21 protein-coding genes and 1 pseudogene are annotated in these 18190 nt (G+C 55.2%); 9 read left to right on the forward strand and 13 right to left on the reverse strand.

Features of this window, described 5'->3' with window-relative positions; translation table 11 throughout:
* The coding region (locus G461_RS0112135) for a transposase (protein ID WP_026971944.1) at positions 1 to 201 on the forward strand (201 nt) is incomplete at its 5' end.
* A 99-nt stretch (positions 202 to 300) separates the two neighbouring features.
* Here the strand turns inward: G461_RS0112135 and G461_RS0112140 are convergent.
* The 3 genes from G461_RS0112140 to G461_RS0112150 all read right to left on the reverse strand — a co-directional run bounded on the left by G461_RS0112140 (position 301) and on the right by G461_RS0112150 (position 2249).
* Positions 301 to 993 (reverse strand): ChrR family anti-sigma-E factor, encoded by a 693-nt coding sequence (locus G461_RS0112140; protein WP_051333540.1) that lies wholly within the window; start codon positions 991 to 993, stop codon positions 301 to 303.
* Positions 986 to 1546 carry a sigma-70 family RNA polymerase sigma factor gene (locus G461_RS0112145; RefSeq protein ID WP_026972036.1) on the reverse strand — a complete coding sequence of 187 codons (561 nt, stop codon included), beginning with the start codon at positions 1544 to 1546 and terminating at the stop codon, positions 986 to 988. Before G461_RS0112145 ends, G461_RS0112140 begins: the two co-directional genes overlap by 8 nt.
* A 79-nt stretch (positions 1547 to 1625) precedes the next feature.
* Entirely contained in the window at positions 1626 to 2249 is a 624-nt protein-coding gene (locus G461_RS0112150; protein WP_026972037.1) for a hypothetical protein, read from the reverse strand.
* Positions 2250 to 2469: 220 nt separating this feature from the next.
* Here G461_RS0112150 and G461_RS0112155 point away from each other — a divergent pair, with 220 nt between their 5' ends.
* Genes G461_RS0112155 through G461_RS0112185 form a run of 7 tightly spaced genes read left to right on the forward strand, consistent with a single transcriptional unit; the run spans position 2470 to position 7844 of the window.
* Positions 2470 to 2922 (forward strand): nuclear transport factor 2 family protein, encoded by a 453-nt coding sequence (locus G461_RS0112155; RefSeq protein WP_026972038.1) that lies wholly within the window; start codon positions 2470 to 2472, stop codon positions 2920 to 2922.
* Positions 2919 to 3635 (forward strand): SDR family NAD(P)-dependent oxidoreductase, encoded by a 717-nt coding sequence (locus tag G461_RS0112160; RefSeq protein WP_026972039.1) that lies wholly within the window; start codon positions 2919 to 2921, stop codon positions 3633 to 3635. Before G461_RS0112155 ends, G461_RS0112160 begins: the two co-directional genes overlap by 4 nt.
* Positions 3632 to 4888 carry an NAD(P)/FAD-dependent oxidoreductase gene (locus G461_RS0112165; RefSeq protein ID WP_026972040.1) on the forward strand — a complete coding sequence of 419 codons (1257 nt, stop codon included), beginning with the start codon at positions 3632 to 3634 and terminating at the stop codon, positions 4886 to 4888. The genes G461_RS0112160 and G461_RS0112165 overlap by 4 nt, the downstream gene beginning before the upstream one ends.
* Complete coding sequence (locus G461_RS0112170; RefSeq protein WP_035480189.1) at positions 4885 to 5628, forward strand: DUF1365 domain-containing protein; 744 nt, start codon at positions 4885 to 4887, stop codon at positions 5626 to 5628. The genes G461_RS0112165 and G461_RS0112170 overlap by 4 nt, the downstream gene beginning before the upstream one ends.
* A 15-nt stretch (positions 5629 to 5643) precedes the next feature.
* On the forward strand, positions 5644 to 6861 hold the full coding sequence (locus G461_RS0112175) for an SAM-dependent methyltransferase (protein ID WP_026972042.1): 1218 nt from the start codon (positions 5644 to 5646) through the stop codon (positions 6859 to 6861).
* Position 6862: 1 nt separating this feature from the next.
* Positions 6863 to 7381: a DUF2878 family protein gene (locus tag G461_RS25545; protein WP_051333542.1), complete on the forward strand. Its 519-nt coding sequence runs from the start codon at positions 6863 to 6865 to the stop codon at positions 7379 to 7381.
* Positions 7371 to 7844 carry a chalcone isomerase family protein gene (locus G461_RS0112185; RefSeq protein ID WP_051333543.1) on the forward strand — a complete coding sequence of 158 codons (474 nt, stop codon included), beginning with the start codon at positions 7371 to 7373 and terminating at the stop codon, positions 7842 to 7844. Before G461_RS25545 ends, G461_RS0112185 begins: the two co-directional genes overlap by 11 nt.
* Here G461_RS0112185 and G461_RS26675 read toward each other — a convergent pair.
* The 4 genes and pseudogenes from G461_RS26675 to G461_RS0112205 all read right to left on the reverse strand — a co-directional run bounded on the left by G461_RS26675 (position 7827) and on the right by G461_RS0112205 (position 9793).
* Positions 7827 to 8717, reverse strand: a pseudogene (locus G461_RS26675) (MBL fold metallo-hydrolase). The gene G461_RS0112185 and the pseudogene G461_RS26675 sit on opposite strands and share 18 nt — an antisense overlap.
* Entirely contained in the window at positions 8611 to 9060 is a 450-nt protein-coding gene (locus tag G461_RS26100; RefSeq protein ID WP_026972044.1) for a hypothetical protein, read from the reverse strand. The pseudogene G461_RS26675 and the gene G461_RS26100 overlap by 107 nt, the downstream one beginning before the upstream one ends.
* Positions 9021 to 9494 carry a glycosyltransferase family 2 protein gene (locus G461_RS24145; protein ID WP_026972045.1) on the reverse strand — a complete coding sequence of 158 codons (474 nt, stop codon included), beginning with the start codon at positions 9492 to 9494 and terminating at the stop codon, positions 9021 to 9023. The genes G461_RS26100 and G461_RS24145 overlap by 40 nt, the downstream gene beginning before the upstream one ends.
* Positions 9495 to 9595: 101 nt before the next feature.
* Positions 9596 to 9793 carry a hypothetical protein gene (locus G461_RS0112205; protein ID WP_026972046.1) on the reverse strand — a complete coding sequence of 66 codons (198 nt, stop codon included), beginning with the start codon at positions 9791 to 9793 and terminating at the stop codon, positions 9596 to 9598.
* Positions 9794 to 10016: 223 nt separating this feature from the next.
* Here G461_RS0112205 and G461_RS0112210 point away from each other — a divergent pair, with 223 nt between their 5' ends.
* Entirely contained in the window at positions 10017 to 10973 is a 957-nt protein-coding gene (locus G461_RS0112210; RefSeq protein ID WP_026972047.1) for a glutathione S-transferase family protein, read from the forward strand.
* A gap of 8 nt (positions 10974 to 10981) precedes the next feature.
* Here the strand turns inward: G461_RS0112210 and G461_RS0112215 are convergent, their stop codons facing one another.
* The 6 genes from G461_RS0112215 to folM form a co-directional block, all read right to left on the reverse strand.
* Positions 10982 to 11737, reverse strand: a complete 756-nt coding sequence (locus G461_RS0112215; protein WP_084429207.1) for a substrate-binding periplasmic protein — start codon at positions 11735 to 11737, stop codon at positions 10982 to 10984.
* Positions 11738 to 11968: 231 nt separating this feature from the next.
* Positions 11969 to 13897 carry a monovalent cation:proton antiporter-2 (CPA2) family protein gene (locus G461_RS0112220; protein WP_026972049.1) on the reverse strand — a complete coding sequence of 643 codons (1929 nt, stop codon included), beginning with the start codon at positions 13895 to 13897 and terminating at the stop codon, positions 11969 to 11971.
* A complete protein-coding gene (locus tag G461_RS0112225) occupies positions 13894 to 14505 on the reverse strand; it encodes an NAD(P)H-dependent oxidoreductase (RefSeq protein ID WP_211236274.1) in 612 nt (203 codons plus the stop codon). Before G461_RS0112225 ends, G461_RS0112220 begins: the two co-directional genes overlap by 4 nt.
* 71 nt (positions 14506 to 14576) lie before the next feature.
* Positions 14577 to 16133 (reverse strand): cryptochrome/photolyase family protein, encoded by a 1557-nt coding sequence (locus G461_RS0112230; RefSeq protein ID WP_035480192.1) that lies wholly within the window; start codon positions 16131 to 16133, stop codon positions 14577 to 14579.
* 17 nt (positions 16134 to 16150) lie between these two features.
* Positions 16151 to 17473 carry a DASH family cryptochrome gene (locus tag G461_RS0112235; RefSeq protein WP_026972052.1) on the reverse strand — a complete coding sequence of 441 codons (1323 nt, stop codon included), beginning with the start codon at positions 17471 to 17473 and terminating at the stop codon, positions 16151 to 16153.
* Complete coding sequence (folM, locus tag G461_RS0112240; RefSeq protein ID WP_026972053.1) at positions 17470 to 18180, reverse strand: dihydromonapterin reductase; 711 nt, start codon at positions 18178 to 18180, stop codon at positions 17470 to 17472. Before folM ends, G461_RS0112235 begins: the two co-directional genes overlap by 4 nt.
* Positions 18181 to 18190 lie beyond the last annotated feature (10 nt).

Consider the following 18190-nt stretch of genomic DNA (forward strand, 5'->3'; position numbering starts at 1 on the left):
GGGGCGCTAAAAGGGAAGATAGCTCTGAAGCTATTCAACAAGTTTCCGTACTTGAGGAAGAACAAGCTTTGGGGCAACCACTTTTGGCAGCGAGGGTATTTCGTAGATACTGTGGGTATTAACGAAGAAATCATACGCCGATATGTAAGACATCAAGAGAAAGTTGAGCGTCAAGAGCAAGGTGAGTTGGCGCTGCACTAGACAAAGGCCCCCTTCGAGGGGGCTCATTCAAAGCCACCTTCTTTAGAAGGTGGATATTTACTTTGAGCCGGTCTTCAACTCAATCGTTAGCCTTGGTCTTCAACGAAAAAACAACTGGCTAAAGGGGTTGAGTAGACTGGCAAAGCCCGAGGTGAAATGCAGCGGAGCATCCAGTAAGGTCAAGCACAAGCAATCCTTGCCAGCCTCGGTTCGAGGGCTGTGGCGGTGCTGGCTGTCCTGAATCACGAAATCACCGGGGTGGTAGGTGCCTGCTTCGTCGCTGAAGCTACCGGCTAATACCAAGGTGATCTCGTTACCTTGATGGGTGTGCTCGGGCAGGGCACTGCTCTCGTCCATATAGATAAGGTTCATCTTCGATGATGAGGCGCTACTCACCTTGGCACGCTGGATCTTGCCGGGCAGGCGGCTCCACGGGCCAATCTTTTGCTGTTGACCTTGTAATATCTGCGGCAGGGTAAACTGCTGACTGGCCACTTCAATGTGAGTATCGGCAGGCGCGTTTAATAACGATTCGACACTTTTCTCGGGGATGGAGTCGTTTGCCATAATCTGCTCAAGCATATCATCGAGGTTGACATCACCATGATTATCGGGCGCTGCCGACACGAACGCTTGCGTGGCGTATTGCTCCTCGTATTTAGCAAGCTTGGCGCGGCAGTGCGGGCAAAACTCAAGGTGCGCGCTAATCATTACCGCAAGTCCACCGTCTATTTCGCCGGCCGCATAGCTGGCTAGCATCTCGTCGCTGGGGTGACAGGCAATCTTAGTCATCGAGGGCCTCCTTCATTTTTTTCAGGCCCAGGCGCAACCGGCTTTTCACGGTGCCCAAGGGGAGTTCAAGTTTGTCGGCGACCTCTTGTTGGGATTCGCCATGTAGATAGACCCGGCGAACGATGTCGGCCTGCTCAATGGGTAGCTGCTCGATTTGATACTGCAGCTGCTGTGAGATGATTTCTCTGTCTTCCGGGGCGTTGTCATTGATGTCGCGATCTTCAGACAAAATGGGCCATAGATCATCACCTTGAATCCAATCTTGCTGGTGCTTACTGCGCCGCAACAGATCGAATTTAACGTTCCGCGCCACCGAGAATATCCAATTGACTGCCGCACCCTTGGATGCATCGTAAAGGTGGGCTTTCAGCCACAGCTTGAGCATGGTCTCTTGCACCATCTCGTACGCTAAGCTTTCATCGAACAGTTGCTTACGGGCCATGCTCAATACCCGAGGGGCTATCTCCTTGAACAAGGTTTGATAACTATCTCGACAACGGTTTTCGGCAATGTTGAACAGCAGCTCAGCGAGTACATCCTTATCCTCAGACATGGACTGCGCTCCCTGCGTTGCTCGGACAACGGAGGTAGAGTGAGTTGATAAGCGTTGTTCCATAAAAATGCGCCATAGCTTAATTAATACCCTTGCTACGCTGAGGGTCAACCAGACGATCACCTTGTTGCAGAATATTCTTGATGTAGCGCATGCCCGGCTCAAGGTGAGACTCTTTGAGCAGCGCTTGCTTGTTGGCTACCGGTAGAGGCAGCAGCTCTAACCAGCGATAGCATAGCCACGCTGCGTAGTCGTTGTGCTGTGTGGTAGGCGGCGCAGAGGCGCGCTCTGGATGAGCATAGCGCAGCGCCAGATAACTCTCGCGGATAAAGCTTAGCACCCGTGGGTCAATCTCGGCATTCGGCCAAGTGGGCTGCTCTTGTAGCTGCAATACGCTCCCCGAGGAGCTGCTGGTCTGTTGTAACACTCTGGCACAACGTTCCAAAGAGAGATGTAACTCGATTCCTTTGTGGTGAAGCCAGTTCACTTGAAGTACTTTGGCAATGGTGACGCTATCGCCGGGCTGGTCGAAGGCTTGGCCATTGCTCTCCTGCATCACCAGCGCGACCAAACCACTTAGCTGGGCACGGCGGATTAGCGCTTCGCGGCCTTGTCCTGGCACCAGCCAGCGGCACTCTCTGCCGGGTAGCAGGTGCTCGGTGTTGTAGATAAAAGGAAGTGATAACAGCGTTACTTCTCTCACTTACAGGCTCTCTTGTTGGTCATACTCGTTAATGCCGCGAATCGATAGTGTTCGAGCGCAGCCGCCAGCTTGGCGAAATTTGGTGGCTCGGGTCTCTATACGATGCAAATCAATAATTAGTTGAGTGATCTCCCAAAAAACTGGACACGTAGTGACCTAAAACTGTATACAAATCATTAACAAAGCCGCTGTGCGACAGCCGTTTTTGTTGGAGGTAAGGATGCTCAGTGCAATCAAGCAAGACAGTAACGACGACTTGGTATCAAAGGTTCAGGCGTTTTACAGCGACCTAACGAGTGACTCGCTAACCCAACTCGGGGAGTTGTACGCGCAGGATGCGCTCTTTCAAGACCCTTTGCATCAATTAGAAGGGCTCGCGGCCATCAAGCATTACTTCGCCGGCATGCTCAGCAACTGTGAGTATTGTCGCTTCGAGTTTGAAGAGGCGCTGGTAGATGGCCAGCAGGCGTGTCTGCCTTGGGTGATGCGCTTGCGACACCCCAAGTTAAACGGCGGCGAGGAGTTCTCGGTAACCGGCCTATCACGCTTGAAGTTCGCCGGCAAAGTCTACTACCACCGTGATTATTTCGACGTCAGCGAGATGCTGCACGACCAACTACCCTTAGTAGGGCGCTTGTCGCGCGCCCTCAAGCATCGGGCAGCAGGCCTATGAGAATCCTTATCACGGGGGCCAGCTCCGGCATCGGCAAACAGTTGGCGCTCGACTATCTATCCCAACAGCATCAAGTGGTAGGCGTTGCTCGAGGCGATCTGAGCGAACTTGAGCAACAGGGCCTGCAAGCATTGCGCTGCGATGTCACCGACTTCCAGCAAGTGCGTGAGGTACTCGGGGCGCAGGACGCCTTTGATATCGTCGTGCTGTGTGCCGGCAACTGCGAGTACACCGATCCGGAGCATTTTGATGCCGAGCTGTGCCAACGGGTGTGGCAAGTTAACCTGCAAGGTGTGGCCAATTGTCTGGATGCGCTCTGGCCAAAGCTGTATGCCCCCTGCAAACTGGCTATCGTTGGCAGCTTGGCGCGCTTGCTGCCGTTTACCCGCGCCAGCGCCTATGGCTCAAGCAAGGCTGCACTGCACTACTTGGCCAGCAGCCTGCGAGTCGATTTGGCACCGCGTGGTGTGACGGTGCACTACGTTCAGCCCGGTTTCGTGAAAACCCCGCTGACCGATAAGAACAATTTCGCAATGCCCCAGCTGATAAGCCCTGATAAGGCCAGCTGGGCGATTCGCAATGGACTAGAGCAGGGGCGGTGGACCATCAGCTTTCCCACCCGTTTTAGCGCCATATTGCGACTAATCTCAATACTGCCGCAGAGCTGGCAGCAAAAAATCTGTATTCACTTGGCAAACTCGGAGGCGCAATGAGGATAGCGGTAGTCGGTGCAGGGATTTCAGGGATGACATGTGCCCACCTGCTGGCACAAAAACACGACGTAACCTTGATAGAAGCCAACGATTACATCGGCGGTCATACCGCCACCCGTGACGTTGAGGTGGATGGTAAACACTACGCGGTTGATACCGGCTTTATTGTGTTTAACGACCGCACCTACCCTTGCTTTAACAAGCTACTCGACAAGATTGGCATCAAAAGCCAAGTAACCGAGATGAGCTTTAGTGTGGTCAATCCGGAGCTGGGCTTGGAGTACAATGGCCACAACCTCGACACCTTGTTCGCCCAGCGCCGTAACATACTGCGCCCCAGTTTTTATCAGTTCATCGCTGAGATCCTGCGCTTTAATAAGATGGCCAAACAGCAGGTTACGGCCGATCCTAGTTACCGCTTGGGCGACTTTCTCGACGACCACTACTTCAGCCGGATGTTCGAGGAGAACTACCTACTGCCCATGGGGGCGGCGATTTGGTCGTCTACCCTGGAAGACATTCGTCACTTTCCGATGTGCTTCTTCGCGCGCTTTTTTGTTAATCATGGCCTGCTGGATGTGGGCAATCGCCCCCAGTGGTATGTGATCCCCGGTGGTTCGCGTAAATATATCGAGCCGCTGTTGGCGCCGATCCCCGGCGAGAATGTCCGCTGCAATACCCGTATCACCGAGGTGCAGCGCCAAGATCAGCAGGTTACCCTAAATGCTGAAGACGGCTGGCAATGGCAGGGCGAGGCGGTGATCTTTGCCTGCCATAGCGATCAGGCCTTGGCCATCTTAGGGGCCGAGGCCTCCGAGCAGGAACGTAAAGTGCTATCGGCGATGCAATACCGCGAGAACGAGGTGGTGCTACACCGCGATGAATCGCTGCTGCCGACGCGGCGTAAGGCCCGCGCCAGCTGGAACTACCGCCTACCGCCTACAGCGATCCGCAGCGAACAGTTAGCCAGCGTGACCTATGATATGAATCGGCTACAGGGGCTGCGTGATGCGCCGCAGTTCTGTGTGACGCTCAACCCCATGGAGCCCATCGACGATGCGCAGGTCATCGAGCGCTTTAGCTACAGCCACCCCTTGTTCAATCTGGCGAGCCATCGCGCACAAGCTTTGCGCCCATCGATAAGTGGCCACAACCAAACCTGGTTCTGCGGTGCCTACTGGCACAACGGTTTTCACGAAGATGGCGTGCGCTCTGCGGTGGAAGTCTGTCAGGACTTTGGTTGCGCACTATGAGTGAGCTTCGCAGTCGCATCGCCAGCGGTCATACCTACCACAACCGTTTGGTGCCGCTGGAGCATGGCTTTCGCTATGACATGTACTACGCCTGCATCGACCTTGATGAAGTCGAACAGGTCAGTGCGCTGCTTAACGCGAGCTTTCGTCTGCCGAAGCTGCGCCTTAACAGCCAAGATTATCTACATGGCTCTGCCGAGTTTAAACAGCTCAGCCTTAAGCAGCGCGCACTGGCGCTGCTGGCAGAGCATCAACCGGACTACCACGCCACGCAGTGTGTACTGTTGTGTCAGCTACGCTGCTGGGGGCTGTATTTTAGTCCGGTTAACTTTGTGTTGTTTGGCGGTGGTGAGCGCTTTGATTGGCTACTCGCCGAGGTCACCAATACCCCCTGGGGTGAGAAGCACTACTATTGGGTCGATATCCAGCAACCGCAACAACACGACAAAACCTTCCATGTTTCACCGTTTAATCCCATGGATATGCAGTACCGCTGGAATATCGATATCCAAGGCGCGCATATCAAGCTGGCGATCCACTGCAGCCGCAATCAGCGAGAGTTTGTCGCAGGCATTGATATGCAAGCAGAAACGTTGAACCAAGCCAGCCTACAGCGCGTAAGCAAGACACATCCCTTTATGACGCTGAGCATTGTAAAGGGCATCTACTGGCAAGCACTCAAACTTTGGATGAAGCGGGCGCCGATCTACGCCCATCCAGCTGGGCGCTCAAGCGACTGATAAAAGAGGGTTAACATGGGTATAGCAAGGGCATTGTTTGAGAGAACGGGGGCGTCGCAACCGCTGGCCCGCAAGATGTTAACGCACATCTTTGATGGCCTGGAAGGTGGTTGCATTCAGCTTAGCCAGCCCGGCTACCCGAGCATTAAATTGGGCGATACCAGCCACCAAAAGGTGGTGGATATTCAGATTCAAGATCCATCGGTGATTGCGCGGATTTTACGGGGTGGCAGCATTGCCGCCGGTGAGAGCTACATCGAAGGCGCATGGCGCTGCTCAGACCTGCATGCGCTGCTTCAGCTTATTGCAGAAAACCAGCACAAGCTCGACAAGCTCGATGGCCACCTCCATTGGCTGCAAGTATTGCTGACCCGCTTGCAGCACTACGGTCGTCGCAACCACAAGCAACAGGCCAAGAAAAACATCCTAGCCCACTACGATTTAGGCAATCCCTTCTACCAAGGCTTTCTCGACCCGGCCATGCAGTACTCGTCTGCTTTGTACTACTCAGACGGCGACAGCTTGGAGCTGGCACAGCAGCATAAACTGCAGCGGATCTGTGAACAGCTGCAGCTAGACCCCGATGACCATCTACTGGAAATTGGCACCGGTTGGGGCGGCTTGGCCTGCTATGCGGCGCAACACTTTGGCTGCCGGGTCACTACTACCACCATCTCCGATGAGCAGTTTGCCTTCGCCTGTGACAAGGTGAAGCAGCTGGATTTGCAACAGCAGGTTACGGTACTCAATAAAGACTATCGCGAGCTTGAGGGCAGCTTCGACAAGCTGGTGTCCATCGAGATGATAGAAGCGGTGGGCGAGCGTTACCTGCAAGGTTTTATCGACCTGTGCGCTCAGCGACTCAAGTCCGGCGGTATTATGGTGCTTCAGGCGATTACCATCGCCGATCACCGTTTTGCCAGCTACCGCAACAGCGTCGACTTTATCCAGCAGCATGTCTTCCCCGGCGGCTTCTTACCATCTCCCGGTATGCTCAGCGATTTGCTGCGCAGCCAGTTTGAATACCTAAACAACTTGGAGATGGGCCTGAGCTACGCCCAGACCTTGAAACATTGGCATCACCGTGTGATTGAGCAGCGCCGCGAGCAATCCCTTGGCGCTCAGTTTGACGATGCCTTCTACCGACTCTGGCATTTCTACTTCGCCTATTGCGAAGCAGGTTTTCGCACCGGCAATATCGGCACTTGCCAGCTCACCTTGCGGCGTCGCTAAGATGATGTTCCTTACCTTGATGGTGTTTGAGGTCAATTGGGCGCTCGCCGCCTTTGCTGGCCACAGCGCTTGGCCTTGGATGCTAGTGGGGATTGTGGTGTTGCTGGTATTGGTGCAGCGCTCTTTCGGGTTGGTGTCTATGCCCTGGCTGGGGCTGTTTGCGGCCTTGGGCATCGCGGTAGACCAAGTGCTGATGATGCTCAACTTCCTAGCTTTCGACAGCGCGCTGCTGCCGGTGTTTATGTTGCTATTGTGGGTGAGCTTTGCGCTTACGTTACCGCAGATGCTCAAGTTGATGGGGCGCTTCTCGGTGCCCGCGTTTGCGCTGTTCGGCCCGCTAAGCTATCTCGCAGCCGAGCGACTCGGTGTGTTGAGCTTTCCGCAGCCCACCTTGCTTAGCCTTATCGTACTGGGCGGGATCTGGCTGATGTTTGGGGTGTTTGGGCAGCGCTATATCTACCCTCGAGCGAACCCCCAAGCGCTTTTGACGCATGTTAGCGGAGGCCACCATGCTAGCTAGCCTGACCTTGGCGCTGGCCTTGTCCAGCCCGATGACCTTAGTCGGTGAAGCCGATTTACGTGTGCTGTTTTGGCCGGTTTATCAAGTCAGTTTATACAGCCCCGACGGCCGTTATCATCCAGACCAGTACCCGCTGGTATTGAGCATCGACTATCAGCGAAACATTTCCAACTCGCAGCTGCTTAAGTCTACCCAAGACGAGTGGCAGCGTTTGGGGGTATGCCAGCAGGCGCCTTGCGAGCAGTGGCTGGCTGAGCTGGCTGCACTGTGGCCAGACGTGAAGAAGGGCGATCAGCTGCGCTTTGTGGCTGAGTCTGAAGACAAGGGCGTGTTCTTCTTCAATGGTCAGCGTTTGGGCGAGGTGGAAGACTCGGCCGATATTGCCGAGCAGTTTCTGGCCATCTGGCTGTCGCCTCAGGCGCGCTTTCCCAAACAACGGCGTGAGCTACTGGGAATGCGGTAGCGATAAGTAGGGCAAGTCGTTTAGCTGCCAACCTAGCTGTTCTGCTAAAGGGCGAGGCGCTGGCAGGCTAAGTCGCTGACCCGGCTTTAGCACTTGCAACCCAGCATGACGCAACCTTTCAGCATCCTGATGACTGCGGTAGTGATAGGCCCAGAGCTGCTCGCACTGCGGCTTTGAGTAGTGCGCCAAGATATCTTCCAGCCCGCTATGGGAAGGATTACCCACCAAGCCCACATCATGCAGTATCAGTTCATCGGCCATCTCTAGCTGCTCAAGCAGATCCGGGATTGGCCGGGTATCGGCGCTAAACACAAAGCTGCCAGGCAGGTGTAGGCCAAAGCAGGATTGGGGAAGGTGGTGGCGTACTGCAAATGCATTGAAATTCAGGTCGTTTAGCCAAAATCCGCTACCGATGGGCACCAGTTGCAGCGCCTCAAACAGGTTGACTCACCCCTCGGCTAATTGTGCCGGGTGGTTGTCGATCTTTGCCACCAGTTTGGCCACCAAGGCGGCAGGTACATACAGCTTGCAGCGGTGTTGCTGCAGGGCGCAGATAGCGAACAGCCGCTCCAGATCGCCGATATGGTCAAAGTGCAGGTGGCTGATAAACACCGCCTCTGGCCATTGATGAAACTGCTGCTCAAAGGCGTGCAGCACACCGGGTCCACAATCGATTAGTAGCAGTGGCCTGGTGTGTTGGCAGAGCACAAAACTGGAGGGAAGTAGCTCGGTGGAGCTACCGCTGCCTACGCCTAAGGCAAGTAGTTCAAGCATCGTCACCCATCCATGGCGTGCGCGGCGGGTGAAACTCCGAGATAAAGTGTTGGAAGCTGCCGCTAAAGCCTTGCTGCTGTCTCTCGCGGTATTCGGCATTGAGCTGGTGTTTGCGAGTTAGCATGGCATGCACCAATGACTCGAAATAGTGATTATGAAAGCCAAGGTTATCGCCGCGCTTAAGCGCTGCTAAGCAGTAGTCGTAGGCAATCTGGGCGTTGTCGGCTGCTTCCGGCTGGTGGCAGATGGAGCCGCCGTCTATGGTGTATTGATGTAGGGGCTGGCCATGCAAGGCGATAGCAGCGCTGTGTTGCATGGCGCGAAGGTTAAACAAGGTGTCTTCACCCAAAATGACTTTCGGGTTGTAGGGCTGGTGGATCACATCGCGGCGGAACACAAAAATCAGCGGGTATTGGTTTCGCAGTAGGCGCGGGCTGACCACAGTCGGCTGCCATCAAAGCTGACCAATGCGCTGCCCAGTTGCTGGCCAAATTGCGGCTCAGTGCTGACAATATCGGCATTATCTGCAGCCATGCCGTACTCGATGGCCAGCGGACTTAAGCTGCTGAGCCGCTCCGGATAATAACTGTCGTCGGCATCGAGTGGCGCAATCAGCTCGCCCTGCGCTGCGTTTAACGCGATATTGCGAGCGGCGTTGGGGCCACTTTGCCGCTGCTCGGAGTAGTGCAGGCTTATTCGTTTGTCCCACAAGCCCTGCGCTTTGAGCTGGCTGCGATAATCGTAGTGGTCGTCACTGACGATAAGCATTTCCCAGTGACGATAGCGCTGCGCCATGACACTGCGTACCGTGTCGGCAATGCTGTGTTGGGCTTTAAACGCCGGGGTAATAATTGAAACCAGTGGCTGTTGGGTCATGGCTCATGGACGGACGATGCGGTTCCATGGGCTTATTGCATCAACACTCGGTGACAAAACAATGACAAGGGGCCATAGCAGGCGACCCCTTTGGGCAGGGATTAGCGTTCCAACACCAAATCAGTGCAGCCTTTGGCGCAGCGGATCTGAAAGCCTTGCTGATGGGCTGATACCTGCAAGGCCTGACGGCAAGTGGGGCAGAACTGCGCCTGGCCCTTGAGTAAGCGCTTGAGCATTTGTTGATGCTCGCGAAATTGCTGGCTGCGCTGGCGGTTCCAGTCTTTGAGTTTATCGTTCATTGCTTATCGTTCACTACTTATCGTTCATAGCGGGGCTCGGCGGGATAACGCAGGCAGCTTAGCAAGATCTGAGCGAGGGGAACAGCATCTACGGCCCTTCGCTCAAAGTACTGTTCGATTAATTCGATTAAAAGCTACGAAACTATCCGCTTTTTTCCTAGCAAATCGAAGTTAAGCTTATACCAACCATACCACTTACAAAGGAAACGCAGCAGGAGGCGTTATGGGGTTATTAGTCGAAGGCACATGGCACACCGATTGGTATGACACAAAAACCAGCGGTGGCGAGTTTATTCGCAGTGAAGCGCAGTTTCGCAACTGGGTCTATCCTGCCGACTCGGCCAAGGACGGAGAGTTTGTGGCAGAAGCCGGGCGCTATCATCTGTTTGTGTCGCTGGCCTGCCCGTGGGCACATCGCACCCTGATTTTCCGCAAGCTGTTGGGATTGGAAGAGGTCATCAGCGTATCCTTGGTTAAGCCAGAGATGCTCGACCATGGCTGGGAGCTGTTCCCAGATGGCCCGCTGCCAGAGCTGCCAGAACTGGACTACCTACACCAGGTGTACACCCAACACGACGCCAACTATTCAGGGCGGGTTACCGTGCCGGTGTTGTGGGACAAAAAACTTGGGCGGATCGTCAACAACGAGTCAGCCGAGATTATCCGTATCCTCAATCAAAGCTTTGCACCGTTAGTGGGGGCAGCCCAAGATTACTACCCGGATGGGCTCAAAGCGCAGATTGATGAGGTTAACGAGTTTGTCTATCACCGTATCAATAACGGCGTCTACAAAGTGGGTTTTGCCACCGCCCAAGCGGTGTACGAAAAGCATCTTCAGGCGCTGTTTGCGGCCTTGGATGAGCTGGAGCTGCGCTTGTCTGGTCAGCCATATTTGGCCGGCGAGCAACTGACCGAGGCCGACTGGCGCCTGTTTACCACCTTGATTCGCTTTGATGCGGTCTACGTGGGGCATTTCAAATGCAATCTGCGCCGTATCGAGGATTATCCGAATCTGTCGAACTACCTACGTCAGCTCTATCAAGTGCCCGGGGTGGCGGAAACGGTGAATTTTGAGCACATCAAGACCCACTACTACTACAGCCACACCATGATCAATCCCAATCAGGTTGTGCCAACAGGGCCCGTCCTCGATTTCACGCGAGCGCACAATCGCGCTTAGTGAAACGCTCAGGGCACATTCAAGCCATACTGCTCGACCAGCAGGCGCTGCTGCTCGCGAACCGCCTCCAAGGCCTGCTGGTAGCATTCGATCTGGCTATCTGGGGTATCGCGGTGGAAGGCCAGGTAGTTACCCAGCCGGTCGATGGTTAACACCGAGGTGATGTTCTGGGCGGGTTCGCCCAGTCGTTGCTGCAAAGCGTGCAGGCCTTTGTTGGAGATGATCATAAAGTCGACCCGGCCAGCCTGTAGCAGCCGATAAGCAGCGTCGTAGCTTTTGACGCGCTGCATCTTCTCCAGCGGGTAGTCGGCCTCGAACAATAGCTGCTCGGAGATGTCATCTCTGAGTACCGCAATACTTAAATGCTTGATTTGCGACAAGCTGTCGATGTCTGAAGTGAAATCACTGCGGCTCAGCAGCCGCAAATCCAAGGTAAACAGCGGGCCGACCCACTTAAACAACTCGCTACGTCCCGGTGTTTTCGACATCGCGAACAGTACTGTGCCGGGCTGCTGCTGCACCAAGCGATAGCCTCTGGCCCAGGGCACCACTTTAATGGGCTGCTGCTCTTGTTCCAGCTGCTGCCAGATAAGTCGTAAGCTGTCGACGGCGGCGCCTTTTAGTTCGCCATTCTCCATATAGTTAATCGGTGCGTAGTCTTCGGTGTAAAAGGAGAGTGGGGATAAACACGCGGCTAAGGGTTTGCTTAGCGGGGAGAGTGATAGTAGTAGAGTGAGCGTTGCAAGGTAGCACCAGGGAGCCATAGCGAAACAAGAGAGCCGTTAATGTGACACGTTCTCAAGCTATAGCACAGCCCCCTGCACTTAGCGAAGTTCAACCAGTTGTTTAGCCTTAGGTTTATAAGGCGCGAAGCATATTGGCCAGTAGCGTTAGGTTAACTAACACCAGGCTGCCACTTATCGGCGTTTTTGTGTCACGCTTAACACTCAGTCTTGGTACTTATAACGGGCTGAGTGTTAAGCGCTTATTTCAAGTTAAGTGTCTTGGGGATCTTTAAAGTCGTCCAGGTAGTCCTTTGGTGGCGGCGTCCAGCCGCGCTCGGTCATCGAGTGTTTATCGGCGCGATCTACCTTCATGGCATCACCGAGTAGCAGCTCCATCTGCATAAACAGTTCGCGATAGTGCGGAGTAAAGCGGTTGTCCTCGGTGGCATTCAGCCAGCTCTGGTAGAGGGTATCGCGGTTGTCCTTCTCCACCTGATCAAAGGCGTTCTTAAGCTGTTCAGATTTGAAGGGGTGATAACCAAGGCTGGAGAGCGCTTGCCCGCCAAGCTCCAGCGCAGAGTAATAGGCCTCGGTGACCACAAAATCGGCCCCTAAACGGCGCAGCTCATAGGCATGGCCGCGGTCATAGGCCCTAGCCATCACCTTGACGTGAGGATAGGCGTGTTTGACGTACTCTACTACCTGGTTCACCCGGGCGTGGTCATCGATGGCCACCACCATCAGCTTGGCTTGCTCAATCCCGGCGGTATGCAGCAAGTCGGGGTTGGTAGCATCGCCGAAGTAGCTCTTGATATTGATGCGGCGCATCAGGTCCACCTGACCGGCTTGATGATCCAGTACCACGGTGTTGACGCCGTTAGCCACCAAAAAGCGGTTCACAATCTGACCGAAACGACCGATACCGGCGACAATCACCGTGCCAGTTTCTTCGATCTCGTCCGCCTCGCGCTCGTTCTCGGTTTGCTCGTAGCGCGGCACGATCAGCTTGTCGTAGAGGATGAATAAAGCCGGGGTGAGGAACATTGAGATCGCCACCGCTAGCGACAAGGTTTGGGTTAGCTCCACCGGCAGCACGTTTTGCTGTACCGAGTAGCTGAGCAGTACAAAGCCGAACTCACCGGCCTGCGCCAAACTCAAGGCGAACAGCCAGCGGTCGGTGCCTTGTAGCTTAAATGCTGGGGTTAAGGCGAGTAGGATCAGGATTTTGATTAGCATCAGGCCCAAGCTGAGCCCTAGGATTGTCCCGAGGCTGGAGAACAAGATGCCAAAGTCGACGCCCGCGCCCACCGTGATAAAGAACAGCCCCATCAACAAGCCTTTAAATGGCTCGATATTGGATTCCAACTCATGGCGGAACTCACTGTTGGCCAGCACCACCCCGGCGAGGAAGGTACCCAGCGCTGGAGACAGTCCCACCAGACTCATTAGCGCGGCAATGCCGATCACCAAGCCCAAGGCGGCGGCGGTGAAGATCTCACGCAGCCCGGCACTGGCGACATAGGTCAGCAGTGGGCGGGTGAGAAAATGTCCGCCAACCACGACCAATACCACCGATGCAATCACCACCAGCGCATAGGCCCAAGCGGGTAGCCCGGCCACTAACGACAGCTCTTCATGGTGCTCTGCCAAGTGCTCAGCGCCATGGGCGGCGGCTTCCACCAGCTCAGGCAAGGCCAATAGCGGTAGCAGCGCCAAGATAGGGATTACCGCGATATCCTGGAACAGCAGCACCGAGAAGGCACCGCCACCACCCTCGGTTTTACCCAGACCCTTCTCATTAAAGGTCTGCAGCACGATTGCGGTGGAGGAGAGGGCAAAGATAAGGCCGATGGCCAGTGAGATGGTCCAGCTTTGGCCGAGTAGCATGGCGATGCCCATCACCGCTAAGGTGGTCAGGCTCACTTGCAAGCCGCCCAGGCCTATCAAACGACTGCGCATCTCCCACAGCATCTTGGGTTCGAGCTCCAGGCCCACCAAAAACAGCATCATCACCACACCAAACTCGGCGAAGTGTTGGATATCGTTGGTTTCAGCCCCTACCAGTCCGGCGATTGGACCAATAAACACCCCGGCAATCAGGTAGCCGAGCACTGAGCCAAGTCCTAAGCGTTTTGCCAATGGCACGGCGATAACCGCTGCACACAGGTAAATCAGTGCCTGTAGGAAGTAAAGCGTCATGCTCCCTCCTTAATGATCTGCTCGAGCTGATGGTTGAGAAGCTCGTTTGGGGCGACGTGCTCGATCGCCAAGCTGTCGCTCACCAAGGCCTCTAGCAGGCTGCGCCAGTGCTGGATATGCTCTGGCAGGCGGCCTTCATCCACCGCAGTGCGTGAGCCAAACAAGGCAAACGGCGGCAGGTAGTGCATACCGGTAAGGTTGGCGGTTTGCTCCAAGGGGCGCAACAGCTCCCAAATCTGATAATGGTTATAGCCTCCTTTACGGTAAGCGGAAGCAGCTCCGCCGGCAGTGAGCGAACATAAGAAGGTTTTGCCCTGTAGCTCTTTGCCCTCGCTGCCATAGGCGAAGCCATATTCCAGCACCAAGTCCTGCCACTCCTTGAGTATTGCTGGGGTGGAGTACCAATACAGCGGGAACATAAAGATCACCACTTGGTGCTCTCGCAGCCGTTGCTGCTCGCGGTCGACATTTATCCTAAAACTGGGGTACTCGGCGTACAGGTCGACCGCGGTGACGCCCGCAATTTTTTTGGCTTCTTTAAATAGGGGGCGGTTAATTTCGGAGCGATCCTGCGAGGGATGGGCAAACAATAACAAAACCTTAGACATCGGCATCCTTGAACGAAGGGTTTAGCTTCAAGTTAGCACAGATTTTCGGCCTTCAGGGAACGGAAGGGGGCTTATAGCTCATTGATTTGCGAAAGATAGTATTCGGCCTGCTCTAGTATGGCCTGTTGCTGTGCTGGCTCTTTTAGAAACCAGTTGCGATAGGCGATGGCCAGGCGATGGTTGTTGGCCAGTAGGTGCTGGTTGCGGTGTAGAAAATGCCAATAAAAACTGTTCAGCGGGCAGGCCTGCTCACCGGTTTTTGGCTTAGCCTTGTAATGGCAACCCTTGCAGTAATCGCTCATCTTGGAGACATAGTTGGCACTGGCTGCATAGGGCTTGGTGGCGAGTACACCGCCATCGGCAAACAGCGCCATGCCGCGGGTATTTGGCATCTCTACCCACTCAATGGCATCGATGTAGATGCCAAGGTACCAATCATCCACTTGCTCGGGGGCTACCCCGGTGAGCAGGCAGAAGTTACCGGTGATCATCAGGCGTTGGATATGGTGGGCATAGGCGTACTCCAAGGACTGGCCTATCGCTTGGCGCAGGCAGTTCATCTTGGTGTCGCCATTCCAGAAGTACTCTGGCAGTGGGCGCGAGGCGGCGAAGGTATTCTTTTGGCCATACTCGGGCATTAGTTGCCAGTAGATCAAACGGATGTACTCGCGCCAACCTAAGATCTGCCGCACAAAGCCTTCGATCTGAGCCAAGTCTATCTGCTGAGGCTGGGCCTGGTAGCTGGCCAATGCTGCGTCGACCACTTCGCGCGGTGACAGCAGCTTGCAGTTGAGGGCAAACGACAAGCGGCTATGGCTTAGGCTCCAGCTGTTGTCTACATCGCTTAGCATGGCATCTTGAAAGCGGCCGAAGCTGGGAAGAAGGTGGGTACAAAAGAAGTCCAGTAGCTGTGTGGCTTGGTCGCGGTCTACCGGCCAGAGCAGGCTATCTCCCAATTGACCGATGGTGGCGATATTGTGCTTCTCAATACGCTGCCTCACCTCGTCCACCGGATTGGCAAACATTAGGGGTTGGGCCAGCTCAGCGGCCTGCTCGGGCTTGATGCTTTGACGGTTCTGCTTGTCGTAGTTCCACTTACCTCCCTCTGGGCGGCCCTCGTCGTCAAGCAGGATCGAGAAACGCTTACGCATCTGGCGGTAGAACACCTCCATGGCTTGGGTCGCGGCCTTGGGGTAGTCATCCAGTTGCGGCTGAGTGAGGTAAAAGTGCTCGCTGTCTACGCAGCGACATGGCAGCTGCGATTGCTGACTAAAACGCTGCAGCTGCTCGCTCAAACGATACTCATCGGGTTGCTGATAGGCAAACTGCTGAATGCCGTGACGCTGACAAGTCGCGCTCAGTAAGGCTGGCAAGTCGGCATACTCTGCGCTTTCATCGAGGGTTAGATACAGCACCTGATGGCCGTGCTCTCGAAGCATTGCAGCAAAGCGCTGCATGGCGACAAAGAAGGCGCAAACCTTTTGGATATGATGACGGGTGTAGCTGGCCTCTTGGTGCAGCTCGGCGATCAAGTAGAGTGCGCCGTCGTCGCGATGCTCAAACCAGCTATGCTGCTGGTTGAGCTGGTCGCCAAGGATAAGCCGCAGCTCACGATAGGACTTGTTCATCGACACGCTCCCACGGCTCAGCTCACTGGCCAATCGGCTGCGTCGACGCTATCGACAACGGTGCTGGCGGCAGTGTTGCCTTGCCAGCGGGTGATGTACGCGCCGTCGGGGTCGTAGGTTTGCTGCTGATGCTCAAGGTTGAAGTGGCGCCCGTCACGCGGGTCGGCTCCCACGCCTGCAATGTATTGCCAGTTTCCCCAGTTGACCGCCTCATCGTAGTCAATCAACTGCTGGGCGAAGTAGTGGGCACCACAGCGCCAGTCGAGGGCCAGTTCGTTGACCAGCGCGCTGGCCACGATTTGGCGCATGCGGTTGCTGATATAGCCGGTTTGGTTGAGCTGCTTCATCCCGGCGTTGACCAGTGGCCACGGCGTTGAGCCTTGCGACCAACTTAAGAAACGCTGCGGGTAGTAGCTAGTGAGCGGGCTGTTGGCATTAATACCGGAGAAGCGATACAGCCGCTGCCCGTAATATCGGGCGTAGTGATGGAAGAACTCGCGCCACAGCAGCTCAAAGAATATCCAATAGCTGGAGTCGTTTCGCCCATGCTGTTGCTCATAGCCCAATAGCTGATGGACAACTTGCTTGGGAGACACGCATCCGAGCGCCAGCCAAGGGGAGAACTTGCAGCTGGATGTCCAGTCATCTAGCGCGTTGCGGGTTTGCTTGTAGCTGCTGGCCAGATTGCTGGCAAAGTAGCGCTCAAGGTGGGCAAGCCCTGCCTGTTCGCCACCTTTGAAGTCGGGATGGCGCTGATCGCTGGGTAGCGAAGGCAGCTTAGCGACGGTTATCGGTAGGCCTGCCGGTAACTGCTTGGGAGCGGGTTCGGGCGAGTCGACCAACAGCTTCTCGGCGATACTGCGAAACTTGGAGAAGGAGCGGGGGAAGCCATTCGCGACCGGTACGCTGTCGTGATTAAACAAGCTGCGATTGTTAATCAAGTGCATCGACAAATGGGGATGTAGCTCGGCCAGCTGGTCGAGCTGTGCTTGCTCGGGGGCCAGCGAGGTTTGCCCTTGAACCAGATGCTCGACATGGTAGAGCTCAATAATCTTTGAGAGTGCCTGCACGGGTTCGCCGTAGCAGACCAGCAGCTGCTGCCCAAGCGCTTCAAGCGAGGTTTGCAAGTCTTGCAGGCTTTGCTGGAGGAAGTGCCAACGGGCACCCGCTATCCCTTGCTGTGTGTAAAGGTTGGGGCGAAAGCACTGTTCGTCGATGCAGTACACGCACAGTAGCCGCTTAGCATTGTTAGCAGCGTACAGAAGCGCGGAGTTATCTTGCACACGCAGATCGAGGGTGAAGCGCAGCAGCCAAACTGGCTGCCCGTCGTGAGCTTTCATCGTAGGTGCCTGCCGCCGTCCAGATGAAGTGTGCGGCCAGTGATGTAGCCGCTGCCCATCAGGTAGTCGACGGTGTTGGTGAGCTCGTCCCAGCCGCCTTCGTGGGGTAATACATTTTTGCCGAGGCTTTTGGCCTGGTACTCGACATTGTCACCGGGGTTGAACTTGAGCAAGGCCGGCGCAATGGCATTTACCTTGGTTTTGGGGGCCAGCTTAGCGGCAAAGCTTAGGGTCAGGCTCTCCAGCGCCGCTTTACTGGCGCTGTAGGCAATGTGCTTGCGACTGCCGGTGTGCGCCACGTAGTCGGTTATGTGGATGATATCGCTCATCAGCTGTTGGCAGCGGCTCAGCAGCTCGCTCAGTTCGAGGTTAAGCAGGTAGGGGATCTCAACATGGATGGTGAGCATCTTACTCAGTACTTCAGCGTTATCCGCGTTGTCGCGTTCAGGCAGCCAGTCCGAAGCATTGTGGATGATCGCGCGCAGGCTTTGGCAGACCAGCTTGAGCTCGTGACTAAGTACTGTGGCAGCATCTGGTTGGTAGAAATCAATGCGTATCAGGTGGGCGCCCAGTGCGCGCAGCTCTTCCAGTTCGTCATACTCGCTACGATAGGTGCCCACTACCGGGTGACCTTTGGCGATAAGGTGTTTGGCAAGCACTAAGCCTGCGCGCTTGCCGACACCGGTTATCAGGATTGCATCGTTCAACTTCATCACT

It is taken from the genome of Aliagarivorans marinus DSM 23064 (genome assembly GCF_000429485.1).
Lineage (GTDB): Bacteria > Pseudomonadota > Gammaproteobacteria > Enterobacterales > Celerinatantimonadaceae > Aliagarivorans > Aliagarivorans marinus.